At 39.8% G+C, this 17,952-nt stretch carries 14 protein-coding genes; 10 read left to right on the top strand and 4 right to left on the bottom strand.

Annotation, left to right across the window (positions count from 1 at the left end; all coding sequences use genetic code 11):
• Nucleotides 1-107: 107 nt before the first annotated feature.
• Together A374_RS14445 and A374_RS14450 are read left to right on the top strand one after the other, a co-directional pair.
• The gene (locus tag A374_RS14445; protein WP_007202972.1) at nt 108-782 is read left to right on the top strand and encodes a hypothetical protein; all 675 of its coding nucleotides are present in this window, start codon (nt 108-110) and stop codon (nt 780-782) included.
• Between the two features lie 17 nt (nt 783-799).
• A complete protein-coding gene (locus A374_RS14450; protein WP_007202973.1) occupies nt 800-2,047 on the top strand; it encodes an efflux RND transporter periplasmic adaptor subunit in 1,248 nt (415 codons plus the stop codon).
• Nucleotides 2,048-2,153: 106 nt separating this feature from the next.
• On the opposite strand, the gene A374_RS14455 is transcribed toward A374_RS14450, so the two are convergent.
• Nucleotides 2,154-3,920, bottom strand: coding sequence for a B12-binding domain-containing radical SAM protein (locus A374_RS14455; protein ID WP_007202974.1), 1,767 nt, complete (start codon nt 3,918-3,920; stop codon nt 2,154-2,156).
• Between the two features lie 180 nt (nt 3,921-4,100).
• Here A374_RS14455 and A374_RS14460 point away from each other — a divergent pair, with 180 nt between their 5' ends.
• Complete coding sequence (locus tag A374_RS14460; RefSeq protein ID WP_040340621.1) at nt 4,101-5,000, top strand: fumarylacetoacetate hydrolase family protein; 900 nt, start codon at nt 4,101-4,103, stop codon at nt 4,998-5,000.
• Nucleotides 5,001-5,069: 69 nt separating this feature from the next.
• Nucleotides 5,070-6,497, top strand: coding sequence for an NAD-dependent succinate-semialdehyde dehydrogenase (locus A374_RS14465; protein WP_007202976.1), 1,428 nt, complete (start codon nt 5,070-5,072; stop codon nt 6,495-6,497).
• Nucleotides 6,498-6,543: 46 nt separating this feature from the next.
• On the opposite strand, the gene A374_RS14470 is transcribed toward A374_RS14465, so the two are convergent.
• Nucleotides 6,544-7,737 (bottom strand): ornithine--oxo-acid transaminase, encoded by a 1,194-nt coding sequence (locus tag A374_RS14470; RefSeq protein ID WP_007202977.1) that lies wholly within the window; start codon nt 7,735-7,737, stop codon nt 6,544-6,546.
• Between the two features lie 156 nt (nt 7,738-7,893).
• On the opposite strand from A374_RS14470, the gene A374_RS14475 reads away from it, so the two are divergent.
• Nucleotides 7,894-8,250, top strand: coding sequence for a DUF1516 family protein (locus A374_RS14475; RefSeq protein WP_007202978.1), 357 nt, complete (start codon nt 7,894-7,896; stop codon nt 8,248-8,250).
• Nucleotides 8,251-8,297: 47 nt separating this feature from the next.
• On the opposite strand, the gene A374_RS14480 is transcribed toward A374_RS14475, so the two are convergent.
• Complete coding sequence (locus tag A374_RS14480) at nt 8,298-9,077, bottom strand: carbon-nitrogen family hydrolase (RefSeq protein ID WP_007202979.1); 780 nt, start codon at nt 9,075-9,077, stop codon at nt 8,298-8,300.
• A gap of 95 nt (nt 9,078-9,172) precedes the next feature.
• Here A374_RS14480 and A374_RS14485 point away from each other — a divergent pair, with 95 nt between their 5' ends.
• On the top strand, nt 9,173-10,348 hold the full coding sequence (locus A374_RS14485; RefSeq protein WP_007202980.1) for a pyridoxal phosphate-dependent aminotransferase: 1,176 nt from the start codon (nt 9,173-9,175) through the stop codon (nt 10,346-10,348).
• Between the two features lie 103 nt (nt 10,349-10,451).
• Nucleotides 10,452-12,299, top strand: a complete 1,848-nt coding sequence (asnB, locus tag A374_RS14490; RefSeq protein WP_007202981.1) for an asparagine synthase (glutamine-hydrolyzing) — start codon at nt 10,452-10,454, stop codon at nt 12,297-12,299.
• 67 nt (nt 12,300-12,366) lie between these two features.
• Here the strand turns inward: asnB and A374_RS14495 are convergent, their stop codons facing one another.
• A complete protein-coding gene (locus A374_RS14495) occupies nt 12,367-14,118 on the bottom strand; it encodes an alpha-glycosidase (protein WP_007202982.1) in 1,752 nt (583 codons plus the stop codon).
• A 254-nt stretch (nt 14,119-14,372) separates the two neighbouring features.
• Between A374_RS14495 and A374_RS14500 the strand changes: the two genes are divergently transcribed.
• The 3 genes from A374_RS14500 to A374_RS14510 all read left to right on the top strand — a co-directional run bounded on the left by A374_RS14500 (nt 14,373) and on the right by A374_RS14510 (nt 17,907).
• Entirely contained in the window at nt 14,373-15,632 is a 1,260-nt protein-coding gene (locus A374_RS14500; protein WP_007202983.1) for an extracellular solute-binding protein, read from the top strand.
• 151 nt (nt 15,633-15,783) lie between these two features.
• Nucleotides 15,784-17,064, top strand: coding sequence for a sugar ABC transporter permease (locus tag A374_RS14505; RefSeq protein ID WP_040340623.1), 1,281 nt, complete (start codon nt 15,784-15,786; stop codon nt 17,062-17,064).
• A gap of 6 nt (nt 17,065-17,070) precedes the next feature.
• Nucleotides 17,071-17,907: a sugar ABC transporter permease gene (locus tag A374_RS14510; RefSeq protein WP_007202985.1), complete on the top strand. Its 837-nt coding sequence runs from the start codon at nt 17,071-17,073 to the stop codon at nt 17,905-17,907.
• Nucleotides 17,908-17,952 lie beyond the last annotated feature (45 nt).

The raw sequence follows: 17,952 nt of genomic DNA on the forward strand, positions 1-17,952 counted from the left end.
AAAGACGTTTTGATCTTTCTTGAAAAGTTTGTAAATTGACGAAATACCACTCTTTTTGTGATATGATGGAGAAAATAGAAAGTTGTGGTGTGAGGAGGACAATACAGGTGCCGGGGGAATTACGATATAAGAAAAGTCTGGTGCGGCCCACGAGATTCAATGTATTTGGTTTTTTCCAGACAGATGGTTTTTTTTCGAAATTAATCTTAATCAGCTCATTAAGTGCTATTTTAACAGGAATTAGCTATTTTTTATCTGCAGAAGAGGCATTTCAAATGCCAGTAGCGCAGTACTTGAAATTATCGGCAACGAAGCTCGTTGCTGCTAAGATTATTTATTTATTAGCAGGTTTAGTGATCGGTTTTGTTAAGCCGGTGTTAGTAGGAGTAGGGGGTGCCCTGCTACTATGGTTTTTCTTTCGAGAACTAGGCATTAAGAAACTATTTCTTAATGTGACCATTATATTCGGGCTGCTGTTATGTGTAGTAGATCCATTGTTTAAGCTACCGTTTCAAGGGATGCTTCATTCGAACTATGTACTTAGCCCCCTCAGCTTAGGTGTGATGATTCATCGGTTTTCTAACAATGCTTTTTTATTATCCGTTGGAAGTGTAGCTTCCGTTATTACAGCTATTGTTTTTTATAGTACGTATCTTCAATTATGTGTCATTAGTGAAAAACCAAAACGATATATATTCACCATTTTAGCTGCTTTAACAATCGTTGGAACGATTGGTTATGGTATCGTACGTGCTCTTCAATACGGGCAGTTAACACTTTAAAACAGGAGTTAAGAACGATGACGAGGAAACGAATATTTATACTAATCATTGCTGTCTCCCTATTGTTGATCATACTGAATACATGGGTGTATAGTAATCGGAGCAGTGCATTTCTTGACGCTCCAACTGTCGAACTTGTCGCTGCCAAAACAGCAGATTTAAAAAAAGCAAGTGATGCGATGGGGCAAACGACGCGTGCAGAAGATGAAACGTATTACGCAGATTCTAAAAGAGGGTACGTTAAGGAAATTAAAGTTAAAGTGGGTGACGACGTCTCTGCTGGAACGGTTCTTTTTACATATGAAAATGAAGCGCTTAACAAAGAAATCCGTGAGGTAGAGCAAAAGAAAAAAGAAAACGAAAATAAAGTCACTTACTATAAAGATTTACAAACAAAGTTAGGAACTGACGGGACGGAAACGACTACTTCCACAGCTACTACAAGTACAGTTGCCAATCAAGACAATAAGCCAAAGGTAGGTCAAACGCCGAAAGCGGCATCTGAACCTAAAAAAGAGAAAAAAAAGCAAGAGAACTTCAATGAAAAAGAACGAGCAAAAGCCGAACTACAACAAAAGCTAGCAGAAGCAAACGTTAGTGCTTATGATGAGCAATTAAAGAAATTACAAAGCGATAAAGAAGGCTTGGAAGTGAAAAGTAAAGGAACAGGTAAGGTGAAAGAAGCTGTTTCCGGTACGCCAGCTTCCGGTCAACCCGTTGTTGAAATTTCTTCAGATGCGCTTCTGCAAGTAAAAGCATTTGTAAAAGAAGAAGATGTTGCTTTCTTAAAAGAGGGTGAAGAGGTAACCGTTACTTCTGAAGCGCGTGATGAAGAAGTGGTGAAGGGTACCATTGCTCAAATTCAAGAAGGTAAACGAGGAATTTTTCCTGTAACAATTAAGTTATCAGGTCAAAGTTCACTTAAAGTTGGTCAAAAGGTAGCTGTTCATTTTAAGTTGTTATTAAAAAAAGACGGACTACTCTTACCATCGGAAGCAATCGTTCATAAAGGTGATGACACTTTTGTATGGATTGTACAAAAAGGTTATTTGAAAACAATCTCAATCAAAGCAGGTAAGCCTTATGGATCATGGATTGAAGTACGTAAGGGATTAAAAGCTGGCGATACGGTCGTTACACAGCCAACTTCATATTTAACAGAAAATACAAAAGTTGTCGTAACAAATGAGCAAGTACGAAAGAAACCAGAAAAAACGCCAGCAAAACAGTCCATCGTGCCAAAAAAGGAACAAACAGTCAGATAACGACACACCCCCTCTCAAACGGAGAGGGGGTGTTTTTATAAAGGGAGGTTATAAAAGAAACAAAGACAAGCAATCATAAGCGAGCGCTTGTCTTTTACATTTTAATTTATACTGTCATAGCTGGTAATTGTGAAGAGGAAACAGCATAATGTTCAGGTATTTTTGTTTTTGGGTTGTAATACACAATCGATAAAACAGGTTCATGAACAAATGATCCTGTTTTTAGATAATGATGTAAGTTAAAAGGAATTACATCTAAGACAGTATGTTTTACAAGATCCTTTTCTAGCAATTTATGAGCACTAAAGTCGGTTGAAACGACATCAGCATGATCTTTTAGCCATTTATGAAGGACATCGTTTTCGTCTTTCGAAAGGCTTTCTTCCCACCATGAACGATGAGGACGATGCTTTTTACGAGAAAAGTAATCATATTTCATTAAACTTTCAATGATAGCCATATCCTTCGTATCGCGTTGCAGAAGGAATTCTTTTAAGCGTGCAAATAAGTCTTCCAGTTGGTGACCAATGCGCGACCAACCTTGCGCCTCCCAGTAATCACCGAACTCTTGAAAGAAATCAAACGGTGAAGGGAAGACCTCATACAGTAAATACTGTAATGTCGTATCCATACGATGATCATTCCAGTATTTTTCTAGGACATCTTCTACACGTTTAATTTTAACAATATCATCAAATGACAGTACGTTATTTCCGAGAATTTCATACGGTGAATGATTCATATAAATATAATCATGCTGATTGGCTGTTAAGCGTAAGCCTGTTCCGCGTAACATTTTCAAAAAGCCAAGTTGTACTTCTTCCACACCAAAGGCAAATACATCGTTAAATGTTTTGCGGAAAGAAGCATAATCTTCTTCAGGCAAACCGGCAATTAAATCTAAATGCTGCGCAATCTTCCCGCCGTTTTTCACGGTTGTAACGGTTCGTGTAAGCTTTTCAAAATTTTGACGACGCTGTACAAGCTCATTCACGTGATCATTCGTTGATTGTACACCAATTTCAAAGCGGAATAATCCTTTTGGAGCATGTTCATTTAAATAGTCAATGACTTCAGGACGCATAATATCAGCCGTTATTTCAAATTGAAACACAACACCTGGTCGTCGATTCTCAATTAGAAATTGGAACATTTCTAACGCATAATCGCGCTTAATATTAAAGGTACGGTCGACAAATTTAATCGTTTTTGCGCCATGATCCATTAAAAATAGTAAATCATCTTTTACTTTTTGAATATCAAAATAGCGAACACCAACTTCAATGGACGATAAACAAAAGGCACATGAATACGGACAACCACGGCTCGTTTCAAAATAGGTGACACGCTTACCGAGCTCCGCCAAATCTTCTTCAAAGCGGTAGGGAGAGGATACCGTTTTTAAATCGAGCTTTTCGCGTGGAGGATTGACACGTGGTTTTCCGTTTTTTCGCCAAGCTAGACCGGCGACCTTTTCGAATCGCCCTTCGCCTTCGATTTCATTTAATAGGTGCTTAAAAGAAATTTCCCCTTCATTGACCACAATAAAATCAGCATCTGGAATACGATCGAGCCAATGCGTTACATCATAAGATACTTCTGGACCGCCGAGCACAATCTTTGTATGCGGACTAATTTTCTTATACATTTCAATGACTTTAATTGTTTCTTCAATGTTCCAAATATAACAACTAAATCCAAGCACATCTGGTTTTCGCGTATAAAGATCACTAACAATATTAATTGATGGATCTTTAATCGTATATTCGGCCATTTGTACCGAATAGTCAGGTTCGCTATAAGCTTTTAAATAGCGTAGTGCAAGACACGTATGAATATATTTCGCATTGAGCGTACTTACGACAATGTTCATTTTGTAGATCCCTCATATCTAAAAAGAATTAAATGTTCTAACATACTATTTTAGCATACATGGAACTGGTAAAGAAACGTTTCTATTATCGCAATATTTTGACCTTTAACCTTCATGTCGGGTATATTTTTAGTATCGGCTCATTTGGAAAGAAAAGAGAAGAAAATGGATGGTGACAACATGAAATTAGTAACGGCAAGCTATAGCGGGGTTCCTTTTATTGGTGCCTATTTGCAAGAGAAGAACGTAGTATTAAATGTAACGAGAGCAGCTGAGGAGAACGGTCATCCGTTGCCCGAAACGATGATTGAGGCAATAAAGTTAGGTGCGCGTTTTCTTCAACAAGTAGAGGCACTCATCGCTCAACATGAACAATCGCTATTATTTACTTATGGCATAGAGGATCCGGACCTGGAATGGCTTGCTCCTATTCCGCGTCCTACGAAAAACATTTATTGTGTTGGAAAGAATTATCGAGAGCATGCGGTAGAGCTTGGAAGTGAAGCTGATATTCCGGAACACGTGATGCTTTTTTCTAAAGCACCAACTGCTGTCATTGGTCATAAGGCAAGGATTCCGCGCCATGCTTCTATTACAGATGAACTTGATTATGAAGGTGAACTAGCCATTGTGATCGGTAAAGAAGGAAAAGGCATAACAAAGGACGAGGCCCTTCATTATGTGTTTGGTTATACAATCATTAATGATGTAACGGCACGAGATTTGCAAAAGAAGCATAAGCAGTTTTTACTTGGTAAAAGTTTAGATGGTTCATGTCCGATGGGTCCGTGTATCGTTCCGAAAGAATATTTACATAGTGAAGAAGGCATTCAATTAACGACGACTGTAAACGGTGAGGTTCGTCAATCAGGGAATACGCGAGACTTGATTTTTTCCATTCCAGAAATTATTGAAACGCTATCAAAAGGAACGACATTAGAGGTTGGGGATATTATTGCCACTGGAACACCAGCTGGAGTAGGTAAAGGTTTTGTTCCACCTAAACTGCTACAGGTGGGCGATACAATTGAAATTACAATTGAAGGAATTGGAACGTTGCGCAACGAAGTAGGTCAATAAATGTTTACGAAACTCACGTAAAAGGAATTGTAGAATGGACGATACGATGTAATGGAGGGAGCAAGAACTATGGATCAATTATTGTACATTAACGGAAAATGGACAGGTGAAAACCTGGATAAGATTACGGTCTACAATCCAGCAAACAGAGATGTGGTAGGGACAGTTGCTTCAGCTACTGAACAAGAAACACAAGCTGCCATATCAGCAGCAGAAGAGGCTTTCTCTTCATGGTCGCGATTAGCCGCTTATGAGCGCAGTTCTTACTTAGAGAAACTATATACCTTAATGATGGAACATAAAGAAGAGTTAGCTACCATTATGACAAGTGAAATGGGGAAACCATTAAAAGAGTCTCTTGGCGAAGTTCAATATGCTGCTGATTTTATTAAATGGTATGCCGAGGAAGGCAAGCGTGTTTACGGACGCAATATCCCAGCTTCTACCTCTAATAAGCGACTGAGTGTGATTAAACAACCGGTCGGTGTTGTGGCAGCCATTACGCCATGGAATTTTCCAGCGGCGATGATTACGAGAAAGTTAGGTCCGGCGCTAGCTGCTGGTTGCACAGTGATTGTAAAGCCTCCAAAGGAAACGCCATTAACGGCTGTTCGCCTTGTTGAACTTTGTGAGGAGGCAGGTTTTCCGAAGGGCGTTGTCAATCTTCTGACGGGTTCATCCTCACTAATTGCGAAAGAATTAATGGGGAGCACAGCTGTGAAAAAAGTAACCTTCACAGGATCAACAGAAGTCGGCAAGATGCTTATTGAACAAAGTGCGCAAACCGTGAAAAATGTCTCGATGGAGCTTGGCGGTCACGCACCAGCCATCGTCTTAGAAGATGCAGATCTTGAAAATGCTGCAAAAGCCGTGATGGCTTCAAAATTTAGAAACGCTGGTCAAACGTGTATCTGTATTAATCGCGTGTACGTAAAAGAAGAAGTGTATGATACGTTTACAGAAATGCTTGCTAAGGAAACAGCCAAGCTTACGGTTGGTAACGGAATGAAAGAAGGCGTTGATGTCGGCCCGATTATTAACGAAGAAGGGTATGAAAAAGTAGCTAAACACGTTTCCTCAGCTATTAAACAAGGAGCAACTGTTTTGCAAGGCGGTGAAGGCGAAGAGCGAGACGGTGGTTATTTTTATCAACCAACTGTGTTAAAAGACGTGAATCATGACATGTTAGTCATGAATGAAGAGACATTCGGTCCCGTGCTTCCTGTGCAAAAGATCTCATCTGATGAAGAAGGGATTTCGTTAGCGAATACGACACCATTTGGTCTGGCGGCTTACGTCTTTACAGAAAGCCTATCACGAGGAACAGCTGTTGTAGAAGGATTGGATTATGGCATTGTTGGTTGGAATGATGGTGCCCCTTCTGCTGCACAAGCACCATTTGGTGGCTTTAAGGAAAGCGGCATTGGTCGTGAAGGTGGCATTGAAGGGATGGAGGCTTATTTAGAAACGAAATACGTGTCCATGCAAGTTAAATAAGAGATAAGAAAAGGGCGTTGACTAGTCAACGCCCTTTTTCTTTACCTTATAAAGATAATACGGTTTTAATTTTTTCAATTGCCCAGTTAAGATCTTCTTCCGAGATGATCAATGGTGGTGCAAAGCGAATCACATTTTCATGTGTTTCTTTACAAAGAAGTCCTTGTTCTTTTAACTTTTCACAATATGGACGTGCGGCTTCTGTTAGTTCAACACCGATAAAGAGACCGCGACCACGAACTTCTTTAATAATTGGGTTATTGATTGTAGTAAGCTCTGCTAAGAAATGCTCACCAAGCTTTAAGGAACGCTCTGCAAGTTTTTCCTCTTCCAATACTTCAAGCGAAGCAATGGAAACTGCCGCAGCAAGTGGATTTCCTCCGAACGTAGAGCCATGGCTACCAGGATTGAATACGCCAAGAATTTCACGATTGGCAGCTACACAAGAAATTGGCATTACACCGCCACCAAGCGCTTTTCCTAGGATGTACATATCAGGAACAACATCTTCCCAGTTACAAGCAAAGGTTTTACCAGAACGACCGAGACCGGATTGAATCTCATCTGCTACAAAAATAACGTTTTGTTCTTTACAAAGCTCACTTGCTTTTTTCATAAAGCCTGCAGGTGGAATGACAATGCCTGCTTCCCCTTGGATTGGTTCCATAATGAATGCAGCCGTATTTGGTGTAATCGCTGCTTGTAGCGCGTCGAAATCACCGTAAGGAACGAGCTTAATGCCTGGAAGCATTGGACCAAAGCCACGTTTGTATTCTTCATCACTAGACATGGAAATCGCAGCCATTGTGCGTCCGTGGAAGTTGCCTTCGCAAACAATAACTTCTGCTTGTCCTGAAGGTACACCTTTTACATCATATGCCCAACGACGAACAGCTTTAATTGCTGTTTCAACAGCCTCTGCACCCGTATTCATTGGCAGGATCATGTCTTTTCCTGTTAGCGCTGTCACTTTTTCATAAAAATCACCTAATTGATCATTATGAAACGCACGTGATGTTAATGTAATGCGATCAGCCTGATCTTTAAGTGCTTGAATGATTTTAGGATGTCGATGTCCTTGGTTTACAGCAGAGTATGCACTAAGCATGTCCATATATTTGTTGCCTTCTGGATCATATACCCAAACACCTTCGCCTTTTGAAATGACGATCGGTAGCGGATGATAGTTATTTGCTCCGAGTTGCTCTGTTTTGGAGATGATGTTATCTGTTTTAATCATATCTCTCACTCCAATTCTAAAAATTTGTTAGTAGTGAATCCTTTTACATTATAGCAATGAAAAGGCTTTCTTCCTACCTTTTCTTTATGAGGTACTCTCCCTTTTGGCACTTCATGGTATAGTAGGATGAGGAAATATACATAGGAGGAAATAAATATGTTAACGCTTCACACAATATCATGGACGATTGGGCTTGTTCTCTTTTTTGTAGCTTATATGTTATACAAGCTTACAACTAAAAAAAAATTAGCGATGATCTTTCATATGGTGCTAAGAGTGTTGTTTGTTCTCATTCTTATTTCAGGTAGTGTGCTGACGTATCAGTGGTTGAATGCGGGCGTTGTAAATCCAGGACCTTTTGTCATTAAAGGGATTATGGGTCTTGCCTTAATTGGCCTTATGGAAGTGATGCTACAAGGAATTAAAAATAAAGAAGTAAGAAAAGTGCGTTGGTTATTATTTATTGCAGCACTAGGAATCGTCTTTTTTTATGGTTATGTTGTCATTAAATAAGTTACAACAAAGGAGAAGGAATTAATTCCTTCTCCTTTGTTGTATGTTTAGTAATGTTCGGGACGACGATCATCGAAAATAGGAATTTGTTTTCGAACAGACGTAACGAGATCGGGATCGATTGAGGCGCTTAAAACACACGCTTCAGTAGGTCCAGCCTCGGCAACAATCTCTCCCCAAGGATCTATAATGAGTGAGTGTCCAGCAAACGTATTGTTACGATCGCTGCCTACACAATTTGCAGCAATGATGTAACATTGATTTTCAATGGCGCGTGCAATTAACAAACTTCGCCAATGAGCTAAGCGCTGAACAGGCCATTCTGCTGGTACAAATAACATTTGGGCGCCATCAAGGATAGGAGCACGAACCCATTCGGGAAAACGAATATCATAACAAATCACACCGGCAGCTGGAATATCCTCGATGAAGAAGTTTCCTTTCTTTTCTCCAGGGGTAAGATATTTTTCTTCGTCCATTAAGGTAATTAAATGAAGTTTGCTGTATTCGCCAATCACTTCGCCTTTTCGATTAAAGGCATACAAGGTATTATAAATACCTTCTTGCGTTTTTTTCGCAATAGAACCCGCTACAATATTAACAGCATGTTTTTGTGCTAGTTGCCTCATAAATGATTGGATGTCTTCACCGTTCTCATCACCAATGTCTTGTAAACGTGATAAATCATAGCCTGTTGTCCATAGTTCTGGTAAAACAATGACGTCGGCGTTTTCTTTCATAGCCTTTTCAACCCATTTTTGCACTTGTTTTTTGTTTTCTTGTGGATTGCCTAAGATAATATCCATCTGAATAATGGCAATGTTCATATGTTCCCCCGGTTCATGTTTTTGACATAATTTTTACTAGCGTATAACATAGTGCAATATAAATTCAAGAAATGATAACTAAAGGGTGAGTATTGATGGAAAAATTCAAGCGTTCTCAAACATTAAATCGTCTTCCAGACCAGTTCTTTGCAAAGCTTGTTAAAAATGTGAATGACATTGTAGCTCAAGGTCATGATGTCATTAATTTAGGACAAGGAAATCCAGACCAAGCAACGCCACCTCATATTGTAAGCTCTTTACAGCAAGCTGCTCCGAATCCTTTGTATCATAAGTATTCTCCATTTCGAGGGTATGATTTCTTAAAAGAAGCCATCGCGGAATTTTATAGAGTTGAATATAACGTGACAGTAGATCCGCAAAAAGAAGTAGCTGTTTTATTTGGAGGAAAGGCCGGACTCGTTGAAGTTTCACAATGTTATTTAAATAAAGGTGATGTAGCACTCGTTCCAGATCCAGGCTACCCAGATTATTTATCAGGAGTAGCGATGGCAGAAGCTGACTATTACCCGATGCCATTAACTGCAGAAAATGATTATTTACCGAATTATGAAAGCATTGATGAGCAAATTAGCCAGCAGGCGAAGCTTATGTTTTTAAATTATCCGAATAACCCAACAGCTGGCGTAGCAACTTCATCTTTTTTTGAAGAAACCGTAGATTTTGCAAAAAAACATGAAATTCTTGTTGTGCATGATTTTGCTTATGGTGCCATTGGATTTGACGGAGAAAAACCCCTTAGTTTTTTACAAACACCAAATGCAAAAGAGACAGGCATAGAAATTTATACGTTGAGTAAAACGTACAATATGGCTGGTTGGCGCGTTGGTTTTGCCATTGGAAATGAAGAGGTTATAGAAAGTATAAATCTGTTGCAAGATCATTACTACGTCAGTTTATTCCCAGCAGTACAAGAAGCGGCAGCACAAGCGCTACGCGGACCACAAGCTTGTGTAGAAGAGTTAGTTGAAATGTACGAACGCCGAAGAAATGCTTTTATTCCTCGCTTACAACAAATGGGCTGGGATGTAGCTGCACCAAAAGGTTCTTTTTTCTGCTGGCTCCCTGTACCAGAAGGATTTACGTCAGAAAGTTTTGCAGAATTATTATTAAAAGAAGCACATGTTGCTGTAGCGCCCGGAGTCGGTTTTGGTAAATATGGAGAAGGCTATGTTCGGGTGGGCTTATTAACAGATGAGCACCGCTTGCTAGAAGCAGCACAGCGCATTGAAAACTTAAATCTCTTTCCATGAAATAGTGTCCCATCTCGTCTGTGATGAAACATTATTACTTTACAGCATAAAGTAAAGTAATGGGCATCAAAGTATCATCTCCCGAAGAAAGGGTGAGGGAAGATTGTGTGGTATTACGGGATGGGTCGATTATACGCGGAATATTGGAATGGAGCGGCAAACAGTATTAAAGATGGCACAAACGTTAACTAAACGTGGACCAGATGCTTTGAATGTTTGGACGGGAACGCATGCTGGGTTCGGGCACGCTCGCCTTGCCGTTGTTGATTTACTTGGCGGCGCACAACCAATGGTGCGCAACAAACAAGAGCACCAGTATGTAATTTGTTACAATGGAGAGCTTTATAATACCGAAGAAGTGCGTCATGAACTCAGAAAATTCGGTTGGACATTTGAAGGACATAGCGATACAGAAGTATTGTTACTTGCTTACATGCAGTGGCAAGAGCAATGTTTGCACAAGTTAAATGGGATTTTTGCTTTTGCCATATGGGATGAAACAGCACAAACACTTTTTTTAGCACGCGATCGGTTAGGCGTGAAGCCGCTTTTTTATCGCAAGCACGAAAACGGTCTTTTATTTGGATCGGAGCTTAAGGCACTGCTAGCTCATCATGCTATAAAAGCAGAAGTCCATCAAGAGGGCTTACAAGAGATTTTTGGTCTTGGACCATCACGAACACCTGGTAATGGTGTGTTTCGCGGGATGGAAGAGTTACGTCCAGGTCATTATCTACAATTTACCTCTAGAGGCTTACATGTTAAGCGCTACTGGAATGTTCAAAGTAAAACGCATGAGCATTCTTTTGAAGATACAGTTTGGAACGTGAAACACCTTGTTTCGGATGCTGTCGAACGTCAGCTTGTTGCAGATGTACCTGTTTGTACTTTTTTATCAGGCGGATTGGATTCAAGTCTTATAACCTCTATTGCTGCGACGTCTTTTGCAACTCACTCGCGAGGACAACTGCATACGTTTAGTATTGATTACAAAGAGAATGATCAATATTTTCAAGCGAATGACTTTCAGCCGGATGCAGATGGTCCGTGGATCCAACGAATGACAGATAGCTCAGGGACCTTGCACCATTATTGCGAGATTTCTAATGAAGAACTAGCGGATCATCTACAAGAAGCCGTGCGGTTGCGTGACTTGCCTGGAATGGCGGATGTTGATTCTTCGCTTATTTGGTTTTGTCGACATATAAAAAAACAATCAACAGTGGCCCTTTCTGGTGAATGTGCAGATGAAATTTTCGGTGGATATCCGTGGTTTCATAAGCCGGAAGTAATGAATCGCCCCCTATTTCCATGGATGAGTTCCACAAAAGAGAGAGAGGCTTTATTACGTCCAGAATGGTCCCGAAAATTGGATTTAGCGTCGTATGTGAAACAACGGTATGACGAATCTGTCCAAGAAACACCACTGCTTGCTGGCGAAACAGGGATTGAAGAGAAACGGCGCCAAATCTTTTATTTAAATATGCAATGGTTTATGGCGACCTTACTCGATCGAAAAGATCGGATGAGTATGGGTGCTAGTTTAGAAGTCCGGGTCCCGTTTGCTGATCATCGCATTGTTGAGTATGCATGGAACATACCTTGGGATATGAAAATGTTAGATGGTCGTGAAAAAGGTTTATTGCGTAAAGCTTTTACAGGAACGTTACCGAATGATGTTCTTTATCGGAAAAAAAGTCCTTATCCAAAAACGCATCATCCGCTTTATACAACGTATGTGAAAAACTGGTTACAACAAATACTAACGAACAAAAATGCACCGCTCTTTACGCTGTTACAACGAGAGCGCATCCAAGAAATTGTTGATTCAGATGGGCGAGCATTCACCGTTCCATGGTTCGGGCAATTAATGACGGGCCCGCAACTTATGGCACATCTTGCTCAAATCAACTATTGGCTAGAATCCTATAATGTTAATATTCTTGAGTAAGAAGCCATCATAAAAAAAGGTTCAGATTACCCTTACGAGTGATCTGAACCTTTTTTTATGCAACGTACTACGATTGTAGTTGAAGAATACGGAAGCTCCCAGGTGCTACAGCAAGCGTGAGCGCTACCTCTTCATTATGATACAAGTCAGAGACAGTAACGGTGTTCTCATCTTGAAGATGAGCGGAAAGTTCATATGAAGTTTCACTTTGATTTATGGCAATTAGTATTTTTTCGTTTTCATCTTCTTTGACATATAGAAGCACTGAATCGTTAGCAGTAGGAAGAAAACGATGACTACTTGCACTTTTTAACACGTGATGTTTTTTTCGTAGGGCAATCAGTCTTTTTAAAACCTGAAATAGATCATGATCTTGTTGGTCTTGATCCCAAATCATGCAAGCGCGACAAGCAGGATCACCGCCTCCTGCCATTCCAATCTCGTCTCCATAATAAATGCAAGGTGTTCCCGGAGACGTTAAAAGGATTGCAAATAACTGCTTCACTTTTTGCGCATCTCCTTGTGCTACGGTTAATAGACGCGGCGTATCATGAGAGTCTAGTAAATTAAATGCTACTTCATTTACATTTTGCGGATAAGAATGGAGCACGTGATTTATTTGTGCCGCATAGTGAGCGGCACTAATTTTTTGTTGCGCTCCAAAATCTAGTGTTGCTGCGGTAAATGGATAGTTCATCACAGCATCAAATTGATCTCCTAGTAGCCATGGCATGGAATCGTGCCAAATCTCTCCTAAAATATAAACGTCTTTTTTAATTCGTTTTACCGTCTGCCGGAACTCACGCCAAAAAGCATGATCAACTTCATTGGCTACATCCAATCGCCAACCGTCAATATCAAACTCTTCAATCCAATAGGCTGCCACTTTTAATAAATAATCTTTTACTTCAGGGTGGCTCGTATTTAATTTAGGCATGGTAGGTTCAAAGGCAAACGTATCATAGTTTGGTTGAGGCTCTGTTATGAGAGGAAACTCTCTCACATGAAACCACTCTTTATACCGTGACGCTGCACCGTTTTGCAACACATCTTGAAACGGAGCAAAGTAATAACCACTATGATTAAAGACGGCATCTAGCATGACTTTTATGCCTTTTTCATGACAGGCTGCAACGAGCGCACGAAATGTTTCTTTGGAGCCAAATTGCGGATCAATCTCGAAATAATCAATACTATCATATTTATGATTGGAAGCTGCTTTAAAAATAGGTGTGAAATAAATACCTGTAATCCCCAGTTCAACAAGGTGATCTAAATGAGCAATGACCCCCTCAAAATCTCCGCCGAAAAAGTTTGTAGGTTGCGGTGCTTCACTACCCCATGGTAGTGTTCCGACGGGATTGTTGTTAGGGTTGCCATTTGCAAATCGTTCTGGGAAGATTTGATACCACACTGTATCTTTCACCCAAGAAGGAGCCGCGAAAACTTCCTCTTTATGAAGATAGGGAAAACAAAAATAGTACCCTGTATCGTCTGTTGGCGCCTCTGTAAAAAAGCCTTTTTCGGTATAAACGGCAGTTTCGGTTTCAGAAGTGACTTTAAAACCATAGCGCATTCGTCGAAAAGAGGGAACAACTTCGGCCATATAATAATCAAACTGAGCGTCGCTTCCTGATTTTTTCATCGCTAAAGACTGTAGCTGCCAAACGCCTTCGATCCATTGATAGGGATCACCAAATAGAAGAGTGACGCTCGTAAGATCATCTTTTTTCGTTCGTAAACGAATATGTAACGTTTCGTGATTGTATGCATAGGAATAATTTGTTGATGGGCGGTGATAAATGGCTTCTTTAAGCATAAAGTTCGCTCCTTATACGTTTTGCAATCGATTGCACAACAACGTTGCACTTACTGTATATTTACTGTAGTATAATGGGCAAACTTCTGTCAATGAAGGATATGAAAGTGCTTTCAATGTTTTTAAAATAAACTATTGTCAAATGGTAAAAGGGCGGTATAATAAGAATATAAATCAGTGCAATCGTTTTCATTAATTATTTCATGGATTTGTGCAAACGGTTGTTTGATAACATTCGTTTAGGGGGAACTTGCATGAAAAAGTTTTCAGCTGTGCTGTTAACGACAACATTAGCATTAGGTGCATTATCCGCGTGTGGACCGAAAGATAGTGGTTCAAGCTCTACTGGAGATTCCGACAAAAAACCAGAAAAACTCGTTGTTTGGGAAGATAAAGATAAGAGCGCTGGTTTAAAACCAGCTGTTGAAAGCTTTGAAAAGAAATATGGTGTAAAAGTAGAATTTAAAGAAATGCCTTTATTAGATCAGCAAGAAAAACTTCGCCTTCAAGGAAAAACTGGAAATAGTGCAGATGTGATTACATCACCACATGACCGCGTTGGACCTCTTGTAACAGAAGGTTTAATTGAACCCATTAACGTTTCTGATGATGTAAAGAAGATGTATACAGAATCTTCTATTAAAGCGCTTACGTTTAAAGGGAAATTATACGGCTTACCAAAATCAACAGAAACGCCTGTGTTTATTTATAACAAGAAATATATGAAAAAAGCACCTGCTACATTTGATGACGTTTACAAATTCTCAAAAGGTGATAAAGGCGGCGCGCAATACGGCTTCCTTGCAAACTGGACAGATTTCTATTTCGCGAGCGGAGTAGTCAACGGATTTGGTGGCTACGTGTTTAAAGATAGTGATGGCACCCTAGACCCGAAAGACGTTGGACTTGCTACTAAAGGATCTGTAGACGGGTTAACCTTTATTTCTAAATGGTACAAAGAAGGCCTATTCCCAACAGGCATTATCGGGAAAAAGGGTGGACAAACGATTGATGGTTTATTTGGAGAGAAGAAGGTTGCTTCTGTAATGAATGGTCCTTGGTCATTCAAAGGTTATAAGGATGCTGGCGTAGATCTTGGAATTGCACCAATGCCAAAACTTCCAAATGGACAAGAAGTAAAAACCTTTGTTGGTGTAAAAGGCTGGAACGTAAGTGCTTATTCAACACATAAGAAATGGGCACAAAAGCTTGTTGAATGGATTACGAACAAAGAAAACTCAAAAATTCGCTTTGAAAAAACACAAGAAATTCCACCAGTAAATGACTTGATTAAAGATCCTGTTATTACGAAAGATGAAGGTGCAAAAGCTGTTGCAATTCAATCTCAACACGGTATTCCAATGCCGAACATCCCGGAAATGGCTGAAGTTTGGGATCCAGGTGCGAACGCTCTTCAACTAGTGGCGACTGGAAAACAAGAACCTCAAAAAGCACTAGAAGATGCGAAGAAATCGATTGACGAAAACATTCAAGCGAAGCATTCAGGTAAATAAGAGACGAAGGAAGCGGTAGCCTTTCGGTTTATCGCTTTTTTCTTACTATGATAAATGCATCTTGCAGGAGCTAAAATACAGTAGAGATTGCAAGATGCATTTATACATTCCCAACATTCGTGTTGTTTTAGAAAGGGGACAAGCCTACATTATGGAGGCGTTAGCACAAAATAAAAAACACCGCAAAACAGCAACGATTCTTTCCATCATTCCTGGTTTAGGTCAGCTCTATAATCGCCAGAAATTAAAGGGCGTATTATTTCTCTTACTTGCTGTTTCCTATTTTGTTGTATTTAGTGATTTACTCAACATTGGCTTGTGGGGGTTTTTTACCCTTGGCACTGAATTGCCACGAGATCACTCTATCTTTTTGCTTGTAGAAGGAATTATTGCTTTTATCGTCATTGCCATCGGGATTGGGTTTTATCTGTTTAACTTGATAGATGCATTTAAAAATGGTCGCAAACGTGATGAAGGTTTCGCGTTGAACAGCATTAAAGAGCAGTATCATAGTGTGATTGATAAAGGGTTTCCGTATTTACTTGTAGGCCCGGGCTTTTTCTTACTTATTTTTGTCGTTGTATTACCGATTTTATTTATGTTGTTTTTAGCGTTTACGAACTATGACTTGTATCACTCGCCACCGGCGAAACTTGTTGACTGGGTGGGTATTGAAAACTTTACGGATATTTTTACATTAGAAATTTGGAGAGATACATTCTTTTCTGTATTTGCTTGGACAATCGTTTGGACATTTACAGCAACAACGTTACAAATTGCGATTGGTATCTTTCTCGCCGTCATTCTTAATCAAAAAGATTTAAAATTTAAAGGATTCATTCGCACGTTGCTCATTTTACCATGGGCGGTTCCAGCTTTTGTTTCCATTCTTGTTTTTGCTGGTATGTTTAATGATTCATTTGGTGCGATTAACAATGATATTCTTGCCTTTTTTGGCATCGGACCGATTCCATGGTTAACAGATCCTATGTGGACAAAGGTAGCGGTTATTTTCATTCAAACGTGGTTAGGATTTCCGTTTGTTATGGCGATGACAACAGGTGTATTGCAATCCATACCTGAAGAATTATATGAAGCAGCAACCGTTGATGGGGCAACGATTATGCAGAAGTTTAAATCGATTACGTTTCCAGTTATTATGGCAGCTACGGCACCCATTCTCATTACGCAATATACGTTTAACTTTAATAACTTTAACGTCATTTACTTGTTTAATGAGGGTAAACCCGCTGTATCAGGACAAAGTGCTGGGGGAACAGATATTTTAATTTCATGGATCTATTCTCTCACGCTTAAATCTGCACAATACAGTAAAGCGGCGGCAATTACTGTACTTCTTTCACTTATTATTATTGTTGTTGCTCTCATTAACTTCCGCAGAACGAAAGCATTTAAAGACGAAGGAATGTGATGTAAGATGAGTATTAAACGAGGAAAATTCATAAGACTAACATTGTCGTACCTCATTCTGCTTGTAGCGATTGCGATCGTTCTCTATCCGATTTTATGGGTCATTGGCTCTTCCTTAAATCCAGGAACAAGCCTAACGAGTTCATCCATCATTCCAAAAAATGCGACAATCATTCATTATAAAGAATTATTTGAGAAAACACCGTACGTAACGTGGTATTGGAATACGGTTAAAATCTCTGTTAGTACGATGGTTCTTGCTGTCATTTTCATCGGTCTAACCGGCTATGCGTTTTCACGCTATCGTTTTCTTGGGCGAAAAAATGGCCTGCTTTTGTTTTTAGTCCTACAAATGGTTCCGCAATTTGTTGCTGTTCTAGCACTCTATATTCTTGCAAGTCTTGTAGGGCTTCTTGACTCGCATTTTGGTTTAATTTTAGTGTACGTTGGTGGATTAATCCCAATGAACACGTGGCTTGCAAAAGGTTATTTCGATACGATTCCAAAAGAACTAGATGAGTCAGCGCGGATTGATGGCGCCGGACATTTTCGGATTTTCTGGCAGATTATTTTGCCGTTAGCAAAGCCGATCCTAGCAGTTATAGCACTATTTAGCTTTATTACACCTTTTGCGGACTTTATTCTTGCCTCAACGCTATTACAATCAGATGAAACGAAAACATTAGCAGTGGGCTTGTTTAGTCTCGTTTCCAATGAATATGAGAATGCCTTTACTATTTTTGCTGCAGGTTCGGTGTTAATCGCCATTCCAATTGGTCTCTTATTCTTGTCGTTTCAACGCTATTTTGTTTCCGGTCTTACGGCAGGCGGAACGAAAGGGTAAAATATATGCCGGACGAGAAAAGCACCGCGTGCTTTTTTCGTCTTT

This window comes from Fictibacillus macauensis ZFHKF-1 (assembly GCF_000269865.1).
Taxonomy (GTDB): Bacteria; Bacillota; Bacilli; order Bacillales; family Fictibacillaceae; genus Fictibacillus_C; species Fictibacillus_C macauensis.

Coding starts and splice junctions, on each gene's coding strand:
- A374_RS14465 (WP_007202976.1), top strand. CDS start 5,070: ATGGATCAATTATTGTACATTAACGGAAAATGGACAGGTGAAAACCTG.
- A374_RS14495 (WP_007202982.1), bottom strand. CDS start 14,118: ATGCTTAAAGAAGCCATTTATCACCGCCCATCAACAAATTATTCCTAT.
- A374_RS14475 (WP_007202978.1), top strand. CDS start 7,894: ATGTTAACGCTTCACACAATATCATGGACGATTGGGCTTGTTCTCTTT.
- A374_RS14480 (WP_007202979.1), bottom strand. CDS start 9,077: ATGAACATTGCCATTATTCAGATGGATATTATCTTAGGCAATCCACAA.
- A374_RS14470 (WP_007202977.1), bottom strand. CDS start 7,737: ATGATTAAAACAGATAACATCATCTCCAAAACAGAGCAACTCGGAGCA.
- A374_RS14485 (WP_007202980.1), top strand. CDS start 9,173: ATGGAAAAATTCAAGCGTTCTCAAACATTAAATCGTCTTCCAGACCAG.
- A374_RS14510 (WP_007202985.1), top strand. CDS start 17,071: ATGAGTATTAAACGAGGAAAATTCATAAGACTAACATTGTCGTACCTC.
- A374_RS14460 (WP_040340621.1), top strand. CDS start 4,101: ATGAAATTAGTAACGGCAAGCTATAGCGGGGTTCCTTTTATTGGTGCC.
- A374_RS14500 (WP_007202983.1), top strand. CDS start 14,373: ATGAAAAAGTTTTCAGCTGTGCTGTTAACGACAACATTAGCATTAGGT.
- A374_RS14450 (WP_007202973.1), top strand. CDS start 800: ATGACGAGGAAACGAATATTTATACTAATCATTGCTGTCTCCCTATTG.
- A374_RS14455 (WP_007202974.1), bottom strand. CDS start 3,920: ATGAACATTGTCGTAAGTACGCTCAATGCGAAATATATTCATACGTGT.
- A374_RS14505 (WP_040340623.1), top strand. CDS start 15,784: ATGGAGGCGTTAGCACAAAATAAAAAACACCGCAAAACAGCAACGATT.